The sequence below is a fragment of the Streptomyces sp. HUAS YS2 genome, assembly GCF_033343995.1.
GTDB classification, from domain to species: Bacteria; Actinomycetota; Actinomycetes; order Streptomycetales; family Streptomycetaceae; genus Streptomyces; species Streptomyces solicathayae.
In genome coordinates, this window is the sequence record NZ_CP137573.1 from 2,711,930 (window position 1) to 2,730,068 (window position 18,139).

Genomic DNA, 18,139 nt, shown 5'->3' on the forward strand with positions numbered 1-18,139 from the left:
CCGGGAGGGCCGTCCGGTATGCCGGAGCGGGGCGCCCCGCGAAGGGCGCCCCGCTCCGGCGTACGCGGCTCAGGCCGCCACGCCCACCGGAACCTCCGCCGGGGACAGGGCGATCTCCAGCACCTGCCGGACGTCGGTCACCGGGTGGACCTCCAGCTTCTCCAGGATCTCGGCCGGGACGTCGTCCAGGTCTGCCTCGTTGCGCTTCGGGATCACGACCGTCGTGATGCCCGCGCGGTGGGCCGCCAGCAGCTTCTGCTTCAGGCCGCCGATCGGGAGCACCCGGCCGGTCAGCGAGACCTCGCCGGTCATGGCGACGTCGGTGCGGACCAGGCGGCCGGAGAGCAGCGAGGCCAGCGCCGTCGTCATGGTGATGCCGGCGCTCGGGCCGTCCTTCGGGACCGCGCCCGCCGGGAAGTGGATGTGCACGCCCCGGTCCTTCAGGCCGGTGACGGGCAGCTCCAGTTCCGCGCCGTGGCTCCGCAGGAAGCTCAGCGCGATCTGCGCGGACTCCTTCATCACGTCGCCGAGCTGCCCGGTCAGGGTCAGGCCCGCCGCACCCGTCTCCGGGTCGGCCAGCGACGCCTCGACGAAGAGGACGTCGCCGCCCGCGCCGGTGACGGCGAGACCGGTCGCGACGCCGGGCACCGCGGTGCGGCGCTCGGCCGGGTCCTGAGCGGACTCGGGCACGTGGTGCGGCCGGCCGAGCAGCGCGCGCAGGTCGTCCGGGGTGACCGTGAACGGCAGCTCGCGGTCGCCGAGTTCGTGCTGCGCCGCGACCTTCCGCAGCAGCCGGGCGATCGACCGCTCCAGGGTGCGGACGCCCGCCTCGCGGGTGTACTCGCCGGCCAGCTTGCGCAGCGACGCGTCCTCCAGGACGACCTCGCCCTCCTCCAGGCCGGCCCGCTCCAGCTGCCTCGGCAGCAGGTGGTCGCGGGCGATGACGACCTTCTCGTCCTCGGTGTAGCCGTCCAGCCGCACCAGCTCCATGCGGTCGAGCAGCGCCTCCGGGATGGCCTCCAGGACGTTCGCGGTGGCCAGGAAGACGACGTCGCTCAGGTCGAGCTCGACCTCCAGGTAGTGGTCGCGGAAGGTGTGGTTCTGCGCCGGGTCGAGGACTTCGAGCAGGGCCGCGGCCGGGTCGCCGCGGAAGTCGGAGCCGACCTTGTCGATCTCGTCGAGCAGGACCACCGGGTTCATCGACCCGGCCTCCTTGATCGCCCGGACGATCCGGCCGGGCAGCGCGCCGACGTACGTACGCCGGTGGCCGCGGACCTCCGCCTCGTCCCGTACGCCGCCGAGCGCGACGCGGACGAACTTGCGCCCCATCGCATGCGCGACGGACTCGCCGAGCGAGGTCTTGCCGACGCCGGGCGGGCCGACGAGGGCCAGTACGGCACCGCCACGACGGCCTCCGACCACGCCGAGGCCGCGCTCGGCGCGCCGCTTGCGCACGGCCAGGTACTCGGTGATGCGCTCCTTCACGTCCTCCAGGCCCGCGTGCTCGGCGTCCAGGACGGCCTTGGCGTCCTGGATGTCGTACCGGTCCTCGGTGCGCTCGTTCCACGGCAGTTCGAGGACGGTGTCGAGCCAGGTGCGGATCCAGGAGCCCTCCGGGGACTGGTCGCTGGACCGCTCCAGCTTCTCGACCTCCTTGAGGGCGGCCTCCCGTACCTTCTCGGGCAGGTCGGCGGCCTCCACCCGGGTGCGGTAGTCGTCGGACTCGTCGCCCTCGGACTCGCCGTTGAGCTCACGCAGCTCCTTGCGGACGGCGTCGAGCTGACGCCGCAGCAGGAACTCGCGCTGCTGCTTGTCGACGCCCTCCTGGACGTCCTTGGCGATGGTCTCGGCGACGTCCTGCTCGGCGAGGTGCTCGCGCAGCTGCGCGGTGGCGAGCTTCAGCCGGGCGACCGGGTCGGCGGTCTCCAGGAGCTCGACCTTCTGCTCGGTGCTCAGGAAGGGCGAGTACCCGGAGTTGTCGGCCAGGGCGGACACGTCGTCGATGGCCTGGACCCGGTCCACGACCTGCCAGGCGCCGCGCTTCTTCAGCCAGCTGGTGGCGAGCGCCTTGTACTCCTTCACCAGCTCCGTGACGGAACCGGGCAGCGGGTCGGGCACGATCTCCTCGACCGTGAGGCCCTCGACCCAGAGGGCTGCGCCGGGACCGGTCGTCCCCGCGCCGATGCGGACCCGGCCGCGGCCGCGGATCAGCGCGCCGGGGTCGCCGTCGGAGAGCCGCCCCACCTGCTCGACCGTGCCGAGCACACCGGTGGCGGCGTACGTGCCGTCGATCCGGGGCACCAGCAGCACCTGCGGCTTGCGGCCCCCGGCGCGTGCGGCGGCCTGCGCGGCCTCGACCGCGGCGCGCACGTCGGTGTCGGACAGGTCCAGGGGCACCACCATTCCGGGCAGCACGACCTCGTCGTCGAGCGGCAGCACAGGCAGAGTGAGCGGTGTGGACGTCGAAGCCATGATCTCCCCTTCGGCAGTCAAGTTGAGCTATGCCGACTCAATGCACGTGGGCGGGGGATTGTTCCCCGGGGGCTGTTCGCTGTGAGCGATCCCGCTCGGAGCCTAGAATTTCGGGGTGAACGAGAACCTCCTCCCCCCGTGCCCCGAGTGCTCCGGCGCCTTCACCTACGAGATGGGCGCCCTGCTGGTCTGCCCCGAGTGCGGCCACGAGTGGACGCCCGCGGCGGACGGCGGCGAGGGAGCGGTGGCCGGGGCCGAGGCCGGGGTGATCCGCGACTCGGTCGGGAACGTGCTGGCCGACGGCGACACCGTGACCGTGATCAAGACGCTCAAGGTCAAGGGCAGCCCGAACGGCATCAAGGCGGGCACCAAGGTGCGCAACATCCGTCTCGTCGACGGGGTCGACGGCCACGACATCGACTGCCGGATCGAGGGCTTCGGCAACATGCAGCTGAAGTCCGGCGTGGTCAAGAAGGCCTGACCTCCGCGGCCGGGCGCACGCGGCTGGCACACGGACGACGTGTGCGCCCCTCGTGCGACATCCCGCCACCGCCGCGCCCGCCTGAGTGCGACCTTCCGGCGGGCGCGGCGCGTTCCCTCCCCGTGACGACCAGCCGGCTGCGCGGAGCAGCCCACCGAGGAGACCGCCGAGCAGGCCGCCGAGGGGGCGTAGGACGACGTCCGGCCGGCGATCGCCCCGCGCGGCCGAATCCGGCGGTAATCGTTTGTCCCGCCCGTCGCCGTGCGGCGAGGATGGCCGAGCCGACCGTGCACGCGAGTACCGGAGGGACCATGTCCAGCCCCGTCACCCTCGACCGCCGTGAAGGACCGTACGGAGAGATCGTGCTGCGGCGGCGCGACGAGCACTTCGAGATCATCGCCAACGGCACGTTCCTGATGGACACGTCCGACGGACGTTCCGAGCGGCTGCTGATCGACGCGGCCCGCGACGCGCTGCCGGCCGGCCGTACCGCGCCCTCGGTCCTGATCGGCGGTCTCGGTGTCGGCTTCTCGCTCGCGCACGCCGCCGCCGACCCGCGCTGGGGCCGGATCGTCGTCGTCGAGCGCGAGGCCGCCGTCATCGACTGGCACCGCACCGGCCCGCTGGCAGAGCTCTCCGCCGGGGCGCTGGCCGATCCGCGCAGCGGGATCCTGCACACCGATCTGGTCGCTCACCTGCGCACGAGCACGGAGACGTACGACGCGCTCTGCCTCGACATCGACAACGGGCCGGACTGGACGGTCACCGAGGACAACGGAAGTCTTTACTCTCCGGCCGGACTTGACGCATGCAAGGATCGACTGACACCCGGCGGCGTGCTCGCCGTGTGGTCCGCGCAGCCGTCCTCCGCTTTCGAGAAGTCGTTGCGGAATGCCGGATTCAGCGGGGTAAGAACCGAAGAGATCCGCGTTGCCCGAGGCGTTCCCGACGTGGTGCACCTCGGCGTACGACCTGCGTAGCCGGGACGCCGCGACTGCCTTTACGCTGCTGACCGACAACGTACGGATCACGGCCGCAAACAGCGACGGCACGAACGACGGAACACGCGGGAACGCGACAGGGGCGGGGCGATGGAGCAGACACACACCACTCACAACGGTGCGGCGGCCACCCCCGGTGCGCAGCGGCGCGTCCTGGTCGTGGAGGACGACGCGACGATCGTCGAGGCGGTCGCGAACCGGCTGCGGGCCGAGGGCTTCCTGGTCCAGACCGCGACCGACGGCCCGGCCGCGGTGGACGCGGCCGAGGCGTGGCAGCCGGACCTGATGGTCCTGGACGTGATGCTGCCGGGCTTCGACGGCCTGGAGGTCTGCCGCCGGGTCCAGGCCCAGCGGCCGGTTCCGGTCCTGATGCTCACGGCGCGGGACGACGAGACCGACATGCTGGTCGGGCTCGGCGTCGGCGCCGACGACTACATGACGAAGCCTTTCTCCATGCGGGAGCTGGCCGCCCGGGTGCACGTGCTGCTGCGCCGGGTCGAGCGGGCCGCGCTGGCGGCGGTCACCCCGCGCAGCGGGATCCTGCGGCTCGGCGAGCTGGAGATCGACCACGCGCAGCGCCGGGTCCGGGTGAAGGCGGAGGACGTCCACCTGACCCCGACCGAGTTCGACCTGCTGGTCTGCCTGGCGAACACCCCGCGCGCCGTGCTCTCCCGCGAGCAGCTGCTCGCCGAGGTGTGGGACTGGGCGGACGCCTCCGGCACCCGGACCGTGGACAGCCACATCAAGGCGCTGCGCCGGAAGATCGGCGCCGAGCGCATCCGTACCGTGCACGGCGTCGGGTACGCGCTGGAGACCCCGGCGTCATGACCCGCCCGGGTCGTCCCGCCGCGCGCCCCCGGCGCCGGATCGTGATCTCGATCAAGACCAAGCTGGGCGCTCTGGTCGTCGGGGCGGTCCTGCTGACCTCCGGCCTGGCCCTGGTGGCCATCCGGACGTCCACCGAGTTCCGCTACATCACGATCTTCGCGATGATCGCGACGCTGCTGATCACGCAGTTCGTCGCGCACGGCCTGACGGCCCCGCTGGACGAGATGACCACCGTCGCGGGCTCCATCTCGCGCGGCGACTTCGGCCGCCGGGTGCGGGGCGCGGACCGGCGCGACGAGCTGGGCGGCCTGGCCGGGACGATCAACCGCATGGCGGACGACCTGGAGGCGGAGGACCGGCACCGCAAGGAGCTGGTCGCCAATGTCTCGCACGAGCTGCGGACGCCCATCGCCGCACTGCGCGCGGTCCTGGAGAACGTGGTCGACGGCGTCTCCGAGGCCGATCCGGAGACCATGCGCTCCGCCCTGAAGCAGACCGAGCGGCTCGGCCGGCTGGTCGAGACGCTGCTGGACCTGTCACGTCTCGACAACGGTGTCGTCACGCTCAAGGCGCGGCGCTTCGAGGTCTGGCCGTACCTCGCGGGCATCCTGCGCGAGGCCAACCTGGCCGCGTCGCAGCGCGGGCTCTCCTCCACGTCCGGGCTGCACAACCGCACGGACGTCCATCTGCACCTGGACGTGTCGCCGCCCGAGCTCACCGCCCACGCGGACGTGGAGCGGCTGCACCAGGTGATGGCGAACCTGATCGACAACGCGGTGAAGCACTCCCCGCCGCACGGCCGGGTGACCGTACGGGCCCGGCGCGGCCCGGTGTCGGACTCGCTGGAGCTGGAGGTCGAGGACGAGGGCCCCGGCATCCCGGAGGAGGAGCGGCACCGGGTCTTCGAGCGCTTCAACCGGGGCGTGGTGCCCGGTCAGGCCGGCAAGGGCAGTGACGGCGGCACGGGGCTGGGCCTGGCGATCGCGCGCTGGGCGGTGGATCTGCACGGCGGCGGCATCGGCGTGGCCGAATCGTCACGCGGGTGCCGCATCAGGGTCACCCTTCCGGGCGGCCTTCAGGCGCAGGGTTGACGTAAGGTTCGAACCGGAAGAGCACGTTCTGCGTGTACCTGTGCAGAGGATTGCCGGGACATGGCCAGGACGTGGCCAGGTTGTGATCAGGGATGCGAACCCATGGGGGTCGTAACCCCGGTTCCTCGTACCCTCACAGACGCGGAACCCCGCTTGTTTCCCGCCATTCACAGCGCCGAAACACCCCGTCAAGTGTGACTTGCGCGACGTTGGTAGCGCCCGGCCTGCACCTCCAGGCCAGGGAGGCGTAGCCTTTATTTCCGCTGTCCATCACCTTGTGAAGCGGAAGAGGGCGGTTACCGCCGTGTCGTCTCAGTCCCCCAGTACCCCGAGTACCTCCACCGACCAAGACGGGCAGGGTCAGAACCCTGCTACCGCCTTCGGCGCCAATGAGTGGCTCGTCGACGAGATCTACCAGCAGTACCTCCAGGACCCGAATTCGGTCGATCGTGCCTGGTGGGACTTCTTCGCCGACTACAAGCCCGGCTCGACGGAGGCTCCCGCCGCCGCGCCGCAGGTGAGCCCCGCACAGGCTGCACCTGCCGCTCCGGCCGCCCCCGCCGCTCCGGCCGCGCCCGCCCAGGCCGCCCCGACCCCGGCCGCCGCTCCGGCTGCGTCCGCTCCGGCCGCTCCGGCTCCGGCTCCGGCTCCGGCTCCGGCGAAGCCCGCCGCGGCCGCGCCGGCCGCCGTCAAGGCCGCTCCGGCGCCCGCCAAGGCCGCTCCGGCGGCCGAGGCCCCGGCCGGTCCCGAGCTGGTCACGCTGCGCGGTCCCGCCGCCGCCGTCGCGAAGAACATGAACCTCTCGCTGGAGATGCCGACGGCCACGTCCGTCCGCGCCGTCCCGGTGAAGCTGCTCTTCGACAACCGGATCGTGATCAACAACCACCTGAAGCGCGCCCGGGGCGGGAAGATCTCCTTCACCCACCTCATCGGCTACGCGATGGTGCAGGCGATCAAGGCCATGCCGTCGATGAACTACTCCTTCGCGGAGAAGGACGGCAAGCCGACGCTGGTCAAGCCGGACCACGTGAACTTCGGTCTGGCCATCGACCTGGTGAAGCCGAACGGCGACCGCCAGCTCGTCGTCGCGGGCATCAAGAAGGCCGAGACGCTGAACTTCTTCGAGTTCTGGCAGGCCTACGAGGACATCGTCAAGCGCGCCCGCGTCGGCAAGCTGACGATGGAGGACTTCACCGGCGTCACGGTCTCGCTGACCAACCCCGGCGGCCTCGGCACGGTCCACTCCGTGCCGCGTCTGATGCCCGGACAGTCGGTCATCATGGGCGTCGGCTCGATGGACTACCCGGCCGAGTTCCAGGGCACGAGCCAGGACACCCTCAACAAGCTCGGCATCTCGAAGGTCATGACGCTCACGTCGACCTACGACCACCGGGTGATCCAGGGCGCCGCCTCCGGCGAGTTCCTGCGCATCGTCGCGAACCTGCTCCTCGGCGAGGACGGCTTCTACGACGACATCTTCAAGGCCCTGCGCATCCCCTACGAGCCGGTCCGCTGGCTCAAGGACATCGACGCCTCGCACGACGACGACGTCACCAAGGCCGCGCGGGTCTTCGAGCTGATCCACTCCTACCGGGTCCGCGGCCACGTCATGGCCGACACCGACCCGCTGGAGTACCGCCAGCGCAAGCACCCCGACCTGGACATCACCGAGCACGGCCTCACCCTGTGGGACCTGGAGCGCGAGTTCGCGGTCGGCGGCTTCGCCGGCAAGTCGATGATGAAGCTGCGCGACATCCTCGGCGTGCTGCGCGACTCGTACTGCCGCACCACCGGCGTCGAGTTCATGCACATCCAGGACCCGAAGCAGCGCAAGTGGATCCAGGACCGCGTCGAGCGCTCGCACTCCAAGCCGGAGCGCGAGGAGCAGCTGCGGATCCTGCGCCGTCTGAACGCCGCGGAGGCGTTCGAGACCTTCCTGCAGACCAAGTACGTCGGTCAGAAGCGCTTCTCGCTGGAGGGCGGCGAGTCCGTCATCCCGCTGCTCGACGCGGTCATCGACTCGGCCGCCGAGTCGCGCCTGGACGAGGTCGTCATCGGCATGGCCCACCGCGGCCGGCTGAACGTCCTCGCCAACATCGTCGGCAAGTCGTACGCGCAGATCTTCCGCGAGTTCGAGGGCAACCTCGACCCGAAGTCGATGCACGGCTCCGGCGACGTGAAGTACCACCTGGGCGCCGAGGGCACCTTCACCGGCCTGGACGGCGAGCAGATCAAGGTCTCGCTGGTCGCCAACCCCTCGCACCTGGAGGCGGTCGACCCGGTCCTGGAGGGTGTCGTCCGCGCCAAGCAGGACGTCATCAACAAGGGCGGCACGGACTTCACCGTCCTGCCGGTCGCCCTGCACGGCGACGCGGCCTTCGCGGGCCAGGGCGTCGTGGCCGAGACGCTGAACATGTCGCAGCTGCGCGGCTACCGCACCGGCGGCACGGTCCACATCGTCATCAACAACCAGGTCGGCTTCACCGCCGCCCCGGAGTCCTCGCGTTCCTCGATGTACGCGACCGACGTGGCCCGCATGATCGAGGCGCCGATCTTCCACGTGAACGGCGACGACCCGGAGGCCGTGGTCCGCGTCGCGCGGCTCGCCTTCGAGTTCCGCCAGGCGTTCAACAAGGACGTCGTCATCGACCTCATCTGCTACCGCCGCCGCGGTCACAACGAGGGCGACAACCCGCAGTTCACCAACCCGCAGATGTACAACCTGATCGACAAGAAGCGCTCGGTGCGCAAGCTGTACACCGAGTCGCTCATCGGTCGCGGCGACATCACCCTCGAAGAGGCGGAGCAGGCGCTCCAGGACTTCCAGGGCCAGCTGGAGAAGGTCTTCGCGGAGGTCCGCGAGGCCACCTCGGCGCCGGCCCCGGTGCACGTCCCTGACACCCGCGCCGAGTTCCCGGTCGCCGTGAGCACCGCGGTCTCCCAGGAGGTCGTGAAGCGGATCGCCGAGTCGCAGGTGAACGTCCCCGAGCGGATCACCGTCCACCCGCGCCTGATGCCGCAGATGCAGCGCCGCGCGGCCTCGGTCGAGGACGGCACGATCGACTGGGGCATGGGCGAGACCCTGGCCATCGGTTCGCTGCTGATGGAGGGCACCACGGTCCGGCTCGCCGGCCAGGACTCCCGCCGCGGCACCTTCGGCCAGCGCCACGCGGTCCTGGTCGACCAGGAGACCGGCGAGGACTACACCCCGCTGCTCTACCTGGCCGACGACCAGGCCCGGTACAACGTCTACGACTCGCTGCTCAGCGAGTACGCGGCGATGGGCTTCGAGTACGGCTACTCGCTGGCCCGCCCGGACGCGCTGGTCATCTGGGAGGCCCAGTTCGGTGACTTCGTCAACGGCGCGCAGACCGTCGTCGACGAGTTCATCTCCTCGGCCGAGCAGAAGTGGGGCCAGACCTCCGGCGTCACGCTGCTGCTGCCGCACGGCTACGAGGGCCAGGGCCCGGACCACTCGTCCGCCCGCCCGGAGCGCTTCCTCCAGATGTGCGCGCAGGACAACATGACGGTCGCGATGCCGACCCTGCCGTCGAACTACTTCCACCTCCTGCGGTGGCAGGTGCACAACCCGCACCACAAGCCGCTGATCGTCTTCACCCCGAAGTCGATGCTGCGCCTGAAGGCCGCGGCCTCGAAGGCGGAGGAGTTCACCACCGGCGGCTTCCGCCCGGTGATCGGCGACGACTCGGTGAACCCGGCCGACGTCCGCAAGGTCGTCTTCTGCGCCGGCAAGGTCTACTACGACCTGGAGGCCGAGCGGCAGAAGCGCGGCAACACGGACACCGCGATCATCCGCGTGGAGCGCCTGTACCCGCTGCCGGGTGCCGAGCTCCAGGCCGAGATCGCCAAGTACCCGAACGCCGCGAAGTACATCTGGGCGCAGGAGGAGCCGGCGAACCAGGGTGCGTGGCCGTTCATCGCGCTCAACCTGATCGACCACCTGGACCTGGCGGTCGGCGCGGACCTGCCCCCGGCGGAGCGGCTGCGGCGCATCTCGCGCCCGCACTCCTCCTCGCCGGCGGTCGGCTCGGCCAAGCGTCACCAGGCGGAGCAGCAGCAGCTGTGCAACGAGGTCTTCGAGGCGTAGCCCCGAAGCTTCTTCGCACGGCCCGGAGGCCCGGCACCCCCGACAGGGGGGCCGGGCCTCCGGCCTATCCTGGTCGCATGTACTTCACTGACCGTGGCATCGAGGAGCTGGAGAAGCGGCGTGGCGAGGAGGAGGTCACCTTCGAGTGGCTCGCCGAGCAGCTGAGGACCTTCGTCGATCTGAACCCCGACTTCGAGGTGCCGGTGGAGCGCCTGGCCACCTGGCTGGCGCGGCTGGACGACGAGGACGACGACGAGTAGTCAGGCGGGCATCTCGCCGCTGTGCACGTCGGCGGTGCGGAGCAGGTTGCGGGTCAGTCCGATGGCGCCGTCGGCCAGGAGCAGGAGGCCCGCCGCGGTCCAGCCGCCGCTGCGGCGGGCGATGCCCCAGACGGTGAGCGGGAGCCCGACCGCGATCTCGGCGGCGACGACTGCGCGGGCCTTCGAGCCGCGCAGGTACGAGCCGACGCGGCTGCTCTCCACCACCTCGAGCTCGGCGCGGACGGCGTCCCTCCAACCTGACCAGGCGAGTTCCTCCGCGCCCCGTACCTCGGCGACCGCGCGCAGCCGGTCGGCGCCGTCGCCGGGGGTGAGCCCTTCGGGCAGGGCCAGGCCGGTACGGGCGAGGACGGCGGTGAGGCCGACGAGCCGGGCGTGCGCGTCGGCGTCGCGGTCCGGGCGGGTGAGGGGCTCCAGGGCCTGGACGTCCAGGACGGGGTCGAGGGCGAGCCGGGTCGCGAACGTGCGCATCGCCTCGTCCTCGCCGGCCGGGGTGCCGTCGGCGAGCCAGGTGTACCCGACGGAGCGGCGGAAGCCGGAGGCCAGGGTGTAGCCGGCCCCGTCCGCGTCCCACCAGAGCGCGAGGACCGGCCAGGTGGCGCCGACGGCCAGCGCCGCTGCCCAGCCCGCCACGACCTGGTCGACGGCCTCCGCTCCGTCCAGCCACGGCTTTCCCTCGGGGACGAGGACGCTCCAGTCGGGCCCGGCCGGGGCGAGCAGCAGCCGCTCGCGCAGCAGCTGGGCCGGGCCCCGTACGGCGGCGGGCTCGGCACGGCAGAGCAGCAGGGCCCCGACGGGGGCCGATCCGGATGTCGCGTTCATGCCTCACACGCTAGGGCAATTCGCCCTGGTTCGACGGTGTATGTCGAGGCACGTCGGCAGGCGGGTGGGGTTGACTTCACCCAACCGCGATATATCGTCTTCTTCAGAAGACGCGATATGTTGCGTCGCCCGACACGGGAGGTCAGCACGATGACAGAGTGGTCCGTCGCCGAGCCGAGGAAACTCACGCTGACCGAACCGGTGCGGCAGCTGCAGGTCCGCATCGTCAGCGGCACGGTGAACGTGGTGGGCACGGACGAGCCGACCGCGCGCCTGGAGGTCTCCGAGATCAAGGGCCCGCCGCTGATCGTGACCCAGGAGGGCGCGACGCTGACCATCAGCTACGAGGACCTGCACTGGAAGGGCCTGCACAAGTGGCTCGAGTCCAAGGGCCTGCGGCGCCGGGCGGTCGTCTCGGTCGCGGTGCCGGCCGGCACGGACATCGAGGTCGGCACGGTCGCCGCGGAGGCGGTGATCTCCGGGATCAGCGGCCGGACGGACGTACGGAGCGTCTCCGGCGACACCACGCTCGTGAAGCTCTCCGGTCCGGTACGGGCGGACAGCGTCTCCGGCAGCCTGGAGGCCCAGTCCGTCACCGGCGATCTGCGGGTCGGCTCGGTCTCCGGCGACCTGACGCTCGTCGAGGGCGCCGGCTCGTCCGTGAAGGCGGACACGATCAGCGGCGCGCTGGTCATCGACCTGGACCCGCAGCGGCTCGACGGTCCGCCCGCGGACATCCGGCTCACCAGCGTCTCCGGCGAGGTCGCGATCCGGCTGTCGCACCCGGCGGACGCGCGGGTCGAGGCGAACACCACCAGCGGCTCCGTCTCCAACGCCTTCGAGGACCTGCGGGTCGAGGGCCAGTGGGGCACGAAGAGCATCACCGGCACGCTCGGCTCGGGCCGCGGCTCGCTGAAGGCGACCACCCTCTCCGGCTCGATCGCGCTGCTGCGCCGCCCCGAGCCCGCGACCGAGTCCGAAACCGAGACCACCTCCGGAAAGGTGCTCTGAGATGCCGCCCGTCTTCGCCCACGGCCGACTCCGCCTCTACCTGCTGAAGCTCCTCGACGAGGCACCGCGGCACGGCTACGAGGTCATCCGCCTCCTGGAGGAGCGTTTCCAGGGCCTGTACGCCCCCTCCGCGGGCACGGTCTACCCGCGCCTGGCCAAGCTGGAGGCCGAGGGGCTCGTCACGCACGCCACCGAGGGCGGCCGGAAGGTGTACTCGATCACCGACGCGGGCCGCGCGGAACTCGCCGGCCGGGTCGGCGAACTCGACGACCTGGAGCAGGAGATCCGCGACTCGGTCTCCGAGCTGGCCGCCGAGATCCGCGACGACGTGCGCGGCGCGGCGGGCAAGCTGCGCCGTGAGATGCGGGCGGCGGCCGGCGAGAACCGGCGCGGCGGTACGTCGTTCCGCGAGCAGGCGCGACAGGCCCGGGAGGAGGCGCAGTCGGCGCGCCGCCAGGCGAAGGAGTTCCAGCGGATCGCCAAGCAGGTCCAGGACCAGGTCCAGGACCGCTTCGGCCGGGGCGACTGGCCGGCCGGCGTGCGCGAGGGCCTCGCCGAGATCACCAGCCAGCTCGGCGGCCTCCTGGGCACGCCGGGGACGACCTGGCCGCCGACGGCACCGAAGGGGACGCCGGCCGGCGCGGGGACACCAGGCGGTCCCGGGACACCCGGGGGTCCGGGGACACCCGGTGGTCCCGTGACGCCCGTTCCGGGCGGCACCTCAGAGCCGACGGTCACGAACGGCCCTTCCGGTGCGTTCGGCGCCGGGACGGCGGGACCGGCCGGCACGGGACCGGCCGGCACGGGACCGATCGGCACGGGACCGCTCGGCACCCCCACCACCGCCTGGACGGCCCCCGCCGACGCGGCCTGGACCCCGGAGACGCCCGAATCCGGGGACCCGGCGCGTGATCTGGACCGGCTGCTCGACCGCTTCCGCGACGACGTCCGCGACGCGGCCCGCGACCACGGGGTCACCCCCGCCCAGTTCGCCGAGGCGAAGGACCAGCTCTCCGCCACCGCCACCACCCTGCTCGGCCTGCTGCGCCGCGACGCCTGACGGCTGCCACCGCCGCCCGCCCCGCCCCCTGGCCCCGTCAGGGCACGGCGGGGCGGGAGACCTCCGCGTCGACGGAGGCGAAGGTCACCCCGTGGTCGGCCAGCGCCTCCGCGACCACTCCCCCGGTCGTCGTCAGGGCCAGCAGGATGTGCTCGTCGCCGATCTCCCGGTCGCGGCGCGCCAGAGCCACCCGGAGCGACTTCTCCAGGACCGTCTTGGCCTCACGGGTGAAGGACCGGCGCCCGGACCACCATCCGGCGTCCTTACGGTCGCCCGCCAGCGCGCCCGCGCCGTGGGTCTCCTCCACCCGGGCCACGATCGCCCCGAGGTCGATGCCCAGGTCCGCCAGCGCATCCGCGTCCGCCCGGGACAGGCCCGCCCGGCGCCGGGCGTCGGAGAGAGTGGCCACGAGGGACGCGCGGCGGTCCTGCGGGCACAGCTCCCGCAGAGCCGCCGCGGCCCTCGTGTCCTCCTGGTCGAGCAGGGCCAGCAGCAGATGCTCCTCGGTGACGACGGCCGCGCCCCCGCGTTCCGCGTGCCCGACCGCCCCCTTCACCACGGCACGGGCGCCCTTCGTGAACCGTTCGAACATCACTGCCTCCCGTACTTCTTGTGGACGGCCTGGCGGCTGACACCCAGTTCGGCCGCGATCTCCTGCCAGGACCAGCCCTGGTTGCGCGCACTGCGCACCTGGACGGCCTCCAGCTGTTCCAGCAGTCGCCGCAGCGCGGAGACGGCCCGCAACCCGACCCGTGGGTCGCGGTCGCCCGCCCGCGCGGCGAGATCGGTCGCATCGGTCATGGTGTCAACTTACGTTGACACCCCGAGGCTGTCAACCATGGTTGACAGTGACCACCACCCGAGCCCCCGGCACCGCGTACACCCACACCCGCTGACCCTTCCTGACCGACACCGCCTTGCCCGTCACGGCGACCTTCCACTCGCCCTCCGGCAGCGACAGTTCGGTGACTCGGGAGCCGCGACGCCCGGCGGCCTCGTACTCCAGGCGGTAGGCGCCGGCCGACGCGTCGTACGCGTCGGAGCGCACGCGGCCCGCCACCGCCTCCGCGTACGGCTCGGCGGTCAGCTCCTTGTTCGCGCGGAAGGCCCCGGCGGCATCCACGGCGCAGTAGCCGGCGCCGTAGCACCACTCCCAGCCGGTCCAGCCGGAGCTGTAGCGGCCGAGCGAGGCCATGGCCTCCCGGTAGAAACGGTTCATGTTCGGCAGGGAGTTGTTGAGCGGCCCCCACTCGCCCACGGCCAGGGGCACCTTGTGCTCCTTGGCGTACTGGGTGACCGCCGCCTCGTAGTTCTCGATCCAGCGCGCCGACGGGTCGTAGTCGCCACCCGCCTCCATCGTGCCGTTGTAGAAGTGCGGGGCGTAGACCACCTTCGGGTCGTCGATCTTCCCCATGCCCGTGGGCACTCCCTCACCCACGATCGGGGTCGGCTCGACGAAGATCCAGGAGTCCCGGTCGACCTGACGGATCGCGTCCGCGATGCGGTTGTACATCGGGGTGATCTGGTCACGTTCGATGCGCCGCGCCGCCGTCGCCAGGTCCTCGCCCTCGCGCATCTCGCCCATCGGCTCGTTGATCGGGTCGTAGCCGAACACGGCCGGGTGGTCCTCGAAGCGGTCGGCGAGCACCCGCCACATGCGGGCCTGGGCGCGCTGCAGGTCCTCGTCCTCGTACAGGTGGGTGAAGGCGCGCTGGACGGCGGGCTCGAAGTACTCGGAGAACCAGTCGTCGGGGTGCTTCTTGAAGGGCAGCCCGTCGGTCCTGGTGGCCCAGGCGGGGATGCCCCGCGACTCGAACGCGGGCCCGAAGATGTCCTGGTGGGCGTCGAGGATGACCTTGACGTCGTGCTTGGCGGCCCAGTCCAGGACGCGTTCGATCTTGCGGAGGTAGGCCTGGCTGTACTGCCCGGGGCGGGGCTCCAGGTCGTCCCAGAAGACCAGGAGCCGGGCCGTGTTGTAGCCCTTGGCCCGCATGTCCCGGAAGTGCTTCTCGGTGATCGCGGAGAGGGCGGCGTCGCCGCTGTGCGACTTGTCCGCGAGGTTCCAGCCGCGGAGGGTGACGACCCGGCCGCGGGAGTCGGTGAGGGCGGGTATCCCGTCACCACCGGTCTCCGCCCGGGTGGCGGTCTCCGCGCCGGCGGCGGTCGGGGCGAGCAGCGAGGCGACGACGAGGGTCGCCGCGAGAGTGGTTCGCAACAAGGAGGACCTCCGGCACGACAAGGTGAGTGATGTTCACGTTTCGCGTGCCGGAGATCCCATCAGGTCAACTGACCGGTATCAAGGGGTTGTCACGAGGTCTTCAGAACGATCTTTCCGAAGAGTTCGCCGGAGGCCATCTTCTCGAAGCCCTCCCGGGCCCGGTCCAGCGGCAGCACCTCGTCGATGACCGGCCGCAGCCCGGTGGTCGCGCAGAACGACAGCAGGTCCTCCAGCTCGTCCTTCGAGCCCATCGTCGAGCCGACGACCTTCAGCTCCAGGAAGAAGATCCGGGTCAGCTCGGCGTGCGAGGGACGGTCGCCGCTGGTGGCGCCGGAGATGACCAGAGTGCCGCCGGGGCGCAGCGACTTGACGGAGTGGGACCAGGTGGCGGCGCCGACCGTCTCGATGACCGCGTCGACCCGCTGCGGCAGCCGCGCGCCCGGCTCAAAGGCCTCGACCGCGCCGAGCTCGATCGCCCGCTTGCGCTTGGCCTCGTCCCGGCTCGTCGCGAAGACCCGCAGGCCCGCCGCCCGGCCCAGCGCGATGGCCGCCGTGGCGACGCCACCGCCCGCGCCCTGCACCAGGATCGAGTCGCCCGGCCGGACCCCGGCGTTGGTGAACAGCATCCGGTACGCCGTCAGCCACGCGGTCGGCAGACAGGCGGCCTCCTCGAAGGAGAGCTCCTTCGGCTTGGGCAGCACGTTCCAGCTCGGCACGGTCACCCGCTCGGCGAAGGTGCCCTGGTAGTGCTCGGTGAGGATGGAGCGCGGCTCCTTCGGGCCGACGCCGTGCCCGGTCTGGCCGATGACGGAGTGCAGGACGACCTCGTTGCCGTCCTCGTCGATCCCCGCGGCGTCGCAGCCGAGGATCATCGGCAGCTTCTCCTCGGGCAGTCCCACCCCGCGCAGCGACCACAGGTCGTGGTGGTTGAGCGAGGCGGCCTTGACGGTGACGGTGGTCCAGCCGGGTCGTACCTCGGGTTCCGGGCGTTCGCCCAGCTCGAGGCCGTTCAGCGGCTGATCGCGATCGATTCGGGCGGCGTAGGCAGCGAACATGACCTTGAGCGTAGGGCGGCACTGTCGCACGGCGGAACCACGTACGGGTGTGACACACGTCCCCCGGGAACGCCGAGCGGCGGACCACGGCTTGTTCGCCCCCAAGCGCCGTGCCAGGGCGGTCGATACGGTGCCGGGCATGACGAACGGGCATAGGAGTCCGGACGAGAACGGCGTCCGCTGGTCGGAGCACGACGGGGGCGACGGCGCCTGATCACGCGCGAGGGGCCCCGTCCTGACCCAGGACGGGGCCCCTCGCGCGTGCCGGCCGGGTCAGCGGCGGGCGACGCCCTCCGCGCGGGCGGCGGCGGCCACGGCGGCCGAGACGGCCGGGGCGACGCGCTCGTCGAACGGCGACGGGATCACGCGGTCGGCCGACAGCTCGTCGGCGACCACGTCGGCGATCGCGTTCGCCGCGGCGATCTTCATGCCCTCGGTGATCCGGGAGGCCCGGACCTGGAGCGCACCGGCGAAGATGCCGGGGAAGGCGAGGACGTTGTTGATCTGGTTCGGGTAGTCCGAACGGCCGGTCGCGACGACCGCGGCGTACTTGTGCGCCACGTCCGGGTGGACCTCGGGGTTCGGGTTGGCCATGGCGAACACGAAGGCGTTCGGCGCCATGGACGCGACCGCGGCCTCGGGGACCGTACCGCCGGAGACGCCGATGAAGACGTCCGCGCCGGCCAGGGCGGTCTCCAGGGAGCCGGACAGGCCCGCCTTGTTCGTCAGCTCGGCGATCTCGCGCTTGACGTCCGTGAGGTCGTCCCGGTCGCGACTGACGATGCCCTTGCGGTCCGCGACGGCGACGTCGCCGAGGCCGGCCTCCAGGAGGAACTTGGCGATGGCCACACCGGCCGCGCCGGCGCCGGAGATCACCGCGCGCAGGTCGCCGAGGGTCCGGCCGGTCAGCTTCGCCGCGTTGCGGAGGGCGGCGAGGGTGACGATGGCGGTGCCGTGCTGGTCGTCGTGGAAGACGGGGATGTCGAGGCGCTCCTGGAGCCTGCGCTCGATCTCGAAGCACCGCGGCGCCGAGATGTCCTCCAGGTTCACTCCGCCGAAGGAGGGGGCGAGCCGGACGACGGTCTCGATGATCTCGTCGGTGTCCTTCGTCGCGAGCGCGATCGGCACCGCGTCCACGCCGCCGAACTGCTTGAACAGGATCGCCTTGCCCTCCATGACGGGGAGCGAGGCCTCCGGGCCGATGTCGCCGAGGCCGAGCACCGCCGTACCGTCCGTCACGACGGCCACGACCTGGGACTTCCAGGTGTAGTCGTTGACGAGCTCGGGCTGCTCGGCGATAGCGCTGCACACCTTGGCGACGCCGGGCGTGTACGCGAGGGACAGGTCGTCCTTGTCACGCAGCGGCACGGTGGCCTGGATGGCCATCTTGCCGCCGCGGTGCAGGGCGAAGGCCGGATCGAAGGGCTCCTCCTGAGCCCCTTCCGGGCCGCTCGCGCTGCGAGGGTTGACGATCTCCGCTGCCATTGGGTTGACCCCTTAAGTCTTCTTCATTTGAGGGTGGCCACTCCCGGTTGAGGAGGGGTGGGTGGGTCCCGCGGCCGCCTTGTCTGGCAGCCGCGCGGGCGCGCCGCACAACGCGCCCTGAGCCCCGGATGAGGGGTGTAAGGATCCTTCTTACCGGACGAACAGCACCGCAGACGAGTCCATTCCGCCTCGGTGACGAGGCTCATAGACCCGCGACACCGTCACTCAC

Annotated in this window: 15 protein-coding genes; 8 read left to right on the forward strand and 7 right to left on the reverse strand. The window is 71.6% G+C overall.

Translation table 11 applies throughout. The features are described 5' to 3' along the window. Positions 1-69: 69 nt before the first annotated feature. Positions 70-2,472, reverse strand: coding sequence for an endopeptidase La (lon, locus tag R2D22_RS12140; protein WP_318103112.1), 2,403 nt, complete (start codon positions 2,470-2,472; stop codon positions 70-72). A 115-nt stretch (positions 2,473-2,587) separates the two neighbouring features. Between lon and R2D22_RS12145 the strand changes: the two genes are divergently transcribed. From R2D22_RS12145 to R2D22_RS12170, 6 genes are all read left to right on the forward strand, one after another. Next, the gene (locus tag R2D22_RS12145) at positions 2,588-2,953 is read left to right on the forward strand and encodes a zinc ribbon domain-containing protein YjdM (protein ID WP_318103113.1); all 366 of its coding nucleotides are present in this window, start codon (positions 2,588-2,590) and stop codon (positions 2,951-2,953) included. 311 nt (positions 2,954-3,264) lie between these two features. Continuing rightward, the gene (locus R2D22_RS12150; RefSeq protein WP_318103114.1) at positions 3,265-3,933 is read left to right on the forward strand and encodes a spermidine synthase family protein; all 669 of its coding nucleotides are present in this window, start codon (positions 3,265-3,267) and stop codon (positions 3,931-3,933) included. 111 nt (positions 3,934-4,044) lie between these two features. Then, a complete protein-coding gene (locus tag R2D22_RS12155; protein ID WP_318103115.1) occupies positions 4,045-4,782 on the forward strand; it encodes a response regulator transcription factor in 738 nt (245 codons plus the stop codon). Beyond that, complete coding sequence (locus R2D22_RS12160) at positions 4,779-5,873, forward strand: HAMP domain-containing sensor histidine kinase (protein ID WP_318103116.1); 1,095 nt, start codon at positions 4,779-4,781, stop codon at positions 5,871-5,873. The genes R2D22_RS12155 and R2D22_RS12160 overlap by 4 nt, the downstream gene beginning before the upstream one ends. Positions 5,874-6,177: 304 nt before the next feature. Further along, positions 6,178-9,981 (forward strand): multifunctional oxoglutarate decarboxylase/oxoglutarate dehydrogenase thiamine pyrophosphate-binding subunit/dihydrolipoyllysine-residue succinyltransferase subunit, encoded by a 3,804-nt coding sequence (locus R2D22_RS12165; protein ID WP_318103117.1) that lies wholly within the window; start codon positions 6,178-6,180, stop codon positions 9,979-9,981. Positions 9,982-10,058: 77 nt separating this feature from the next. After that, positions 10,059-10,241: a DUF6104 family protein gene (locus R2D22_RS12170; RefSeq protein WP_019075209.1), complete on the forward strand. Its 183-nt coding sequence runs from the start codon at positions 10,059-10,061 to the stop codon at positions 10,239-10,241. Here the strand turns inward: R2D22_RS12170 and R2D22_RS12175 are convergent, their stop codons facing one another. Then, positions 10,242-11,081, reverse strand: a complete 840-nt coding sequence (locus R2D22_RS12175) for a hypothetical protein (RefSeq protein WP_318103118.1) — start codon at positions 11,079-11,081, stop codon at positions 10,242-10,244. A gap of 150 nt (positions 11,082-11,231) precedes the next feature. Here R2D22_RS12175 and R2D22_RS12180 point away from each other — a divergent pair, with 150 nt between their 5' ends. Then, a complete protein-coding gene (locus tag R2D22_RS12180) occupies positions 11,232-12,092 on the forward strand; it encodes a DUF4097 family beta strand repeat-containing protein (RefSeq protein ID WP_318103119.1) in 861 nt (286 codons plus the stop codon). A gap of 1 nt (position 12,093) precedes the next feature. Beyond that, a complete protein-coding gene (locus R2D22_RS12185; protein ID WP_318103120.1) occupies positions 12,094-13,152 on the forward strand; it encodes a helix-turn-helix transcriptional regulator in 1,059 nt (352 codons plus the stop codon). 37 nt (positions 13,153-13,189) lie between these two features. Here R2D22_RS12185 and R2D22_RS12190 read toward each other — a convergent pair whose 3' ends face one another. From R2D22_RS12190 to R2D22_RS12210, 5 genes are all read right to left on the reverse strand, one after another. After that, on the reverse strand, positions 13,190-13,744 hold the full coding sequence (locus R2D22_RS12190; RefSeq protein ID WP_318103121.1) for a Clp protease N-terminal domain-containing protein: 555 nt from the start codon (positions 13,742-13,744) through the stop codon (positions 13,190-13,192). After that, positions 13,744-13,953, reverse strand: a complete 210-nt coding sequence (locus tag R2D22_RS12195) for a helix-turn-helix domain-containing protein (protein ID WP_026058749.1) — start codon at positions 13,951-13,953, stop codon at positions 13,744-13,746. The genes R2D22_RS12190 and R2D22_RS12195 overlap by 1 nt, the downstream gene beginning before the upstream one ends. A gap of 31 nt (positions 13,954-13,984) precedes the next feature. Further along, a complete protein-coding gene (locus tag R2D22_RS12200; protein WP_318103122.1) occupies positions 13,985-15,370 on the reverse strand; it encodes a cellulase family glycosylhydrolase in 1,386 nt (461 codons plus the stop codon). Between the two features lie 89 nt (positions 15,371-15,459). Next, a complete protein-coding gene (locus R2D22_RS12205; RefSeq protein WP_318103123.1) occupies positions 15,460-16,425 on the reverse strand; it encodes a zinc-binding dehydrogenase in 966 nt (321 codons plus the stop codon). A 273-nt stretch (positions 16,426-16,698) separates the two neighbouring features. Further along, positions 16,699-17,910 (reverse strand): NAD(P)-dependent malic enzyme, encoded by a 1,212-nt coding sequence (locus R2D22_RS12210; RefSeq protein WP_318103124.1) that lies wholly within the window; start codon positions 17,908-17,910, stop codon positions 16,699-16,701. Positions 17,911-18,139 lie beyond the last annotated feature (229 nt).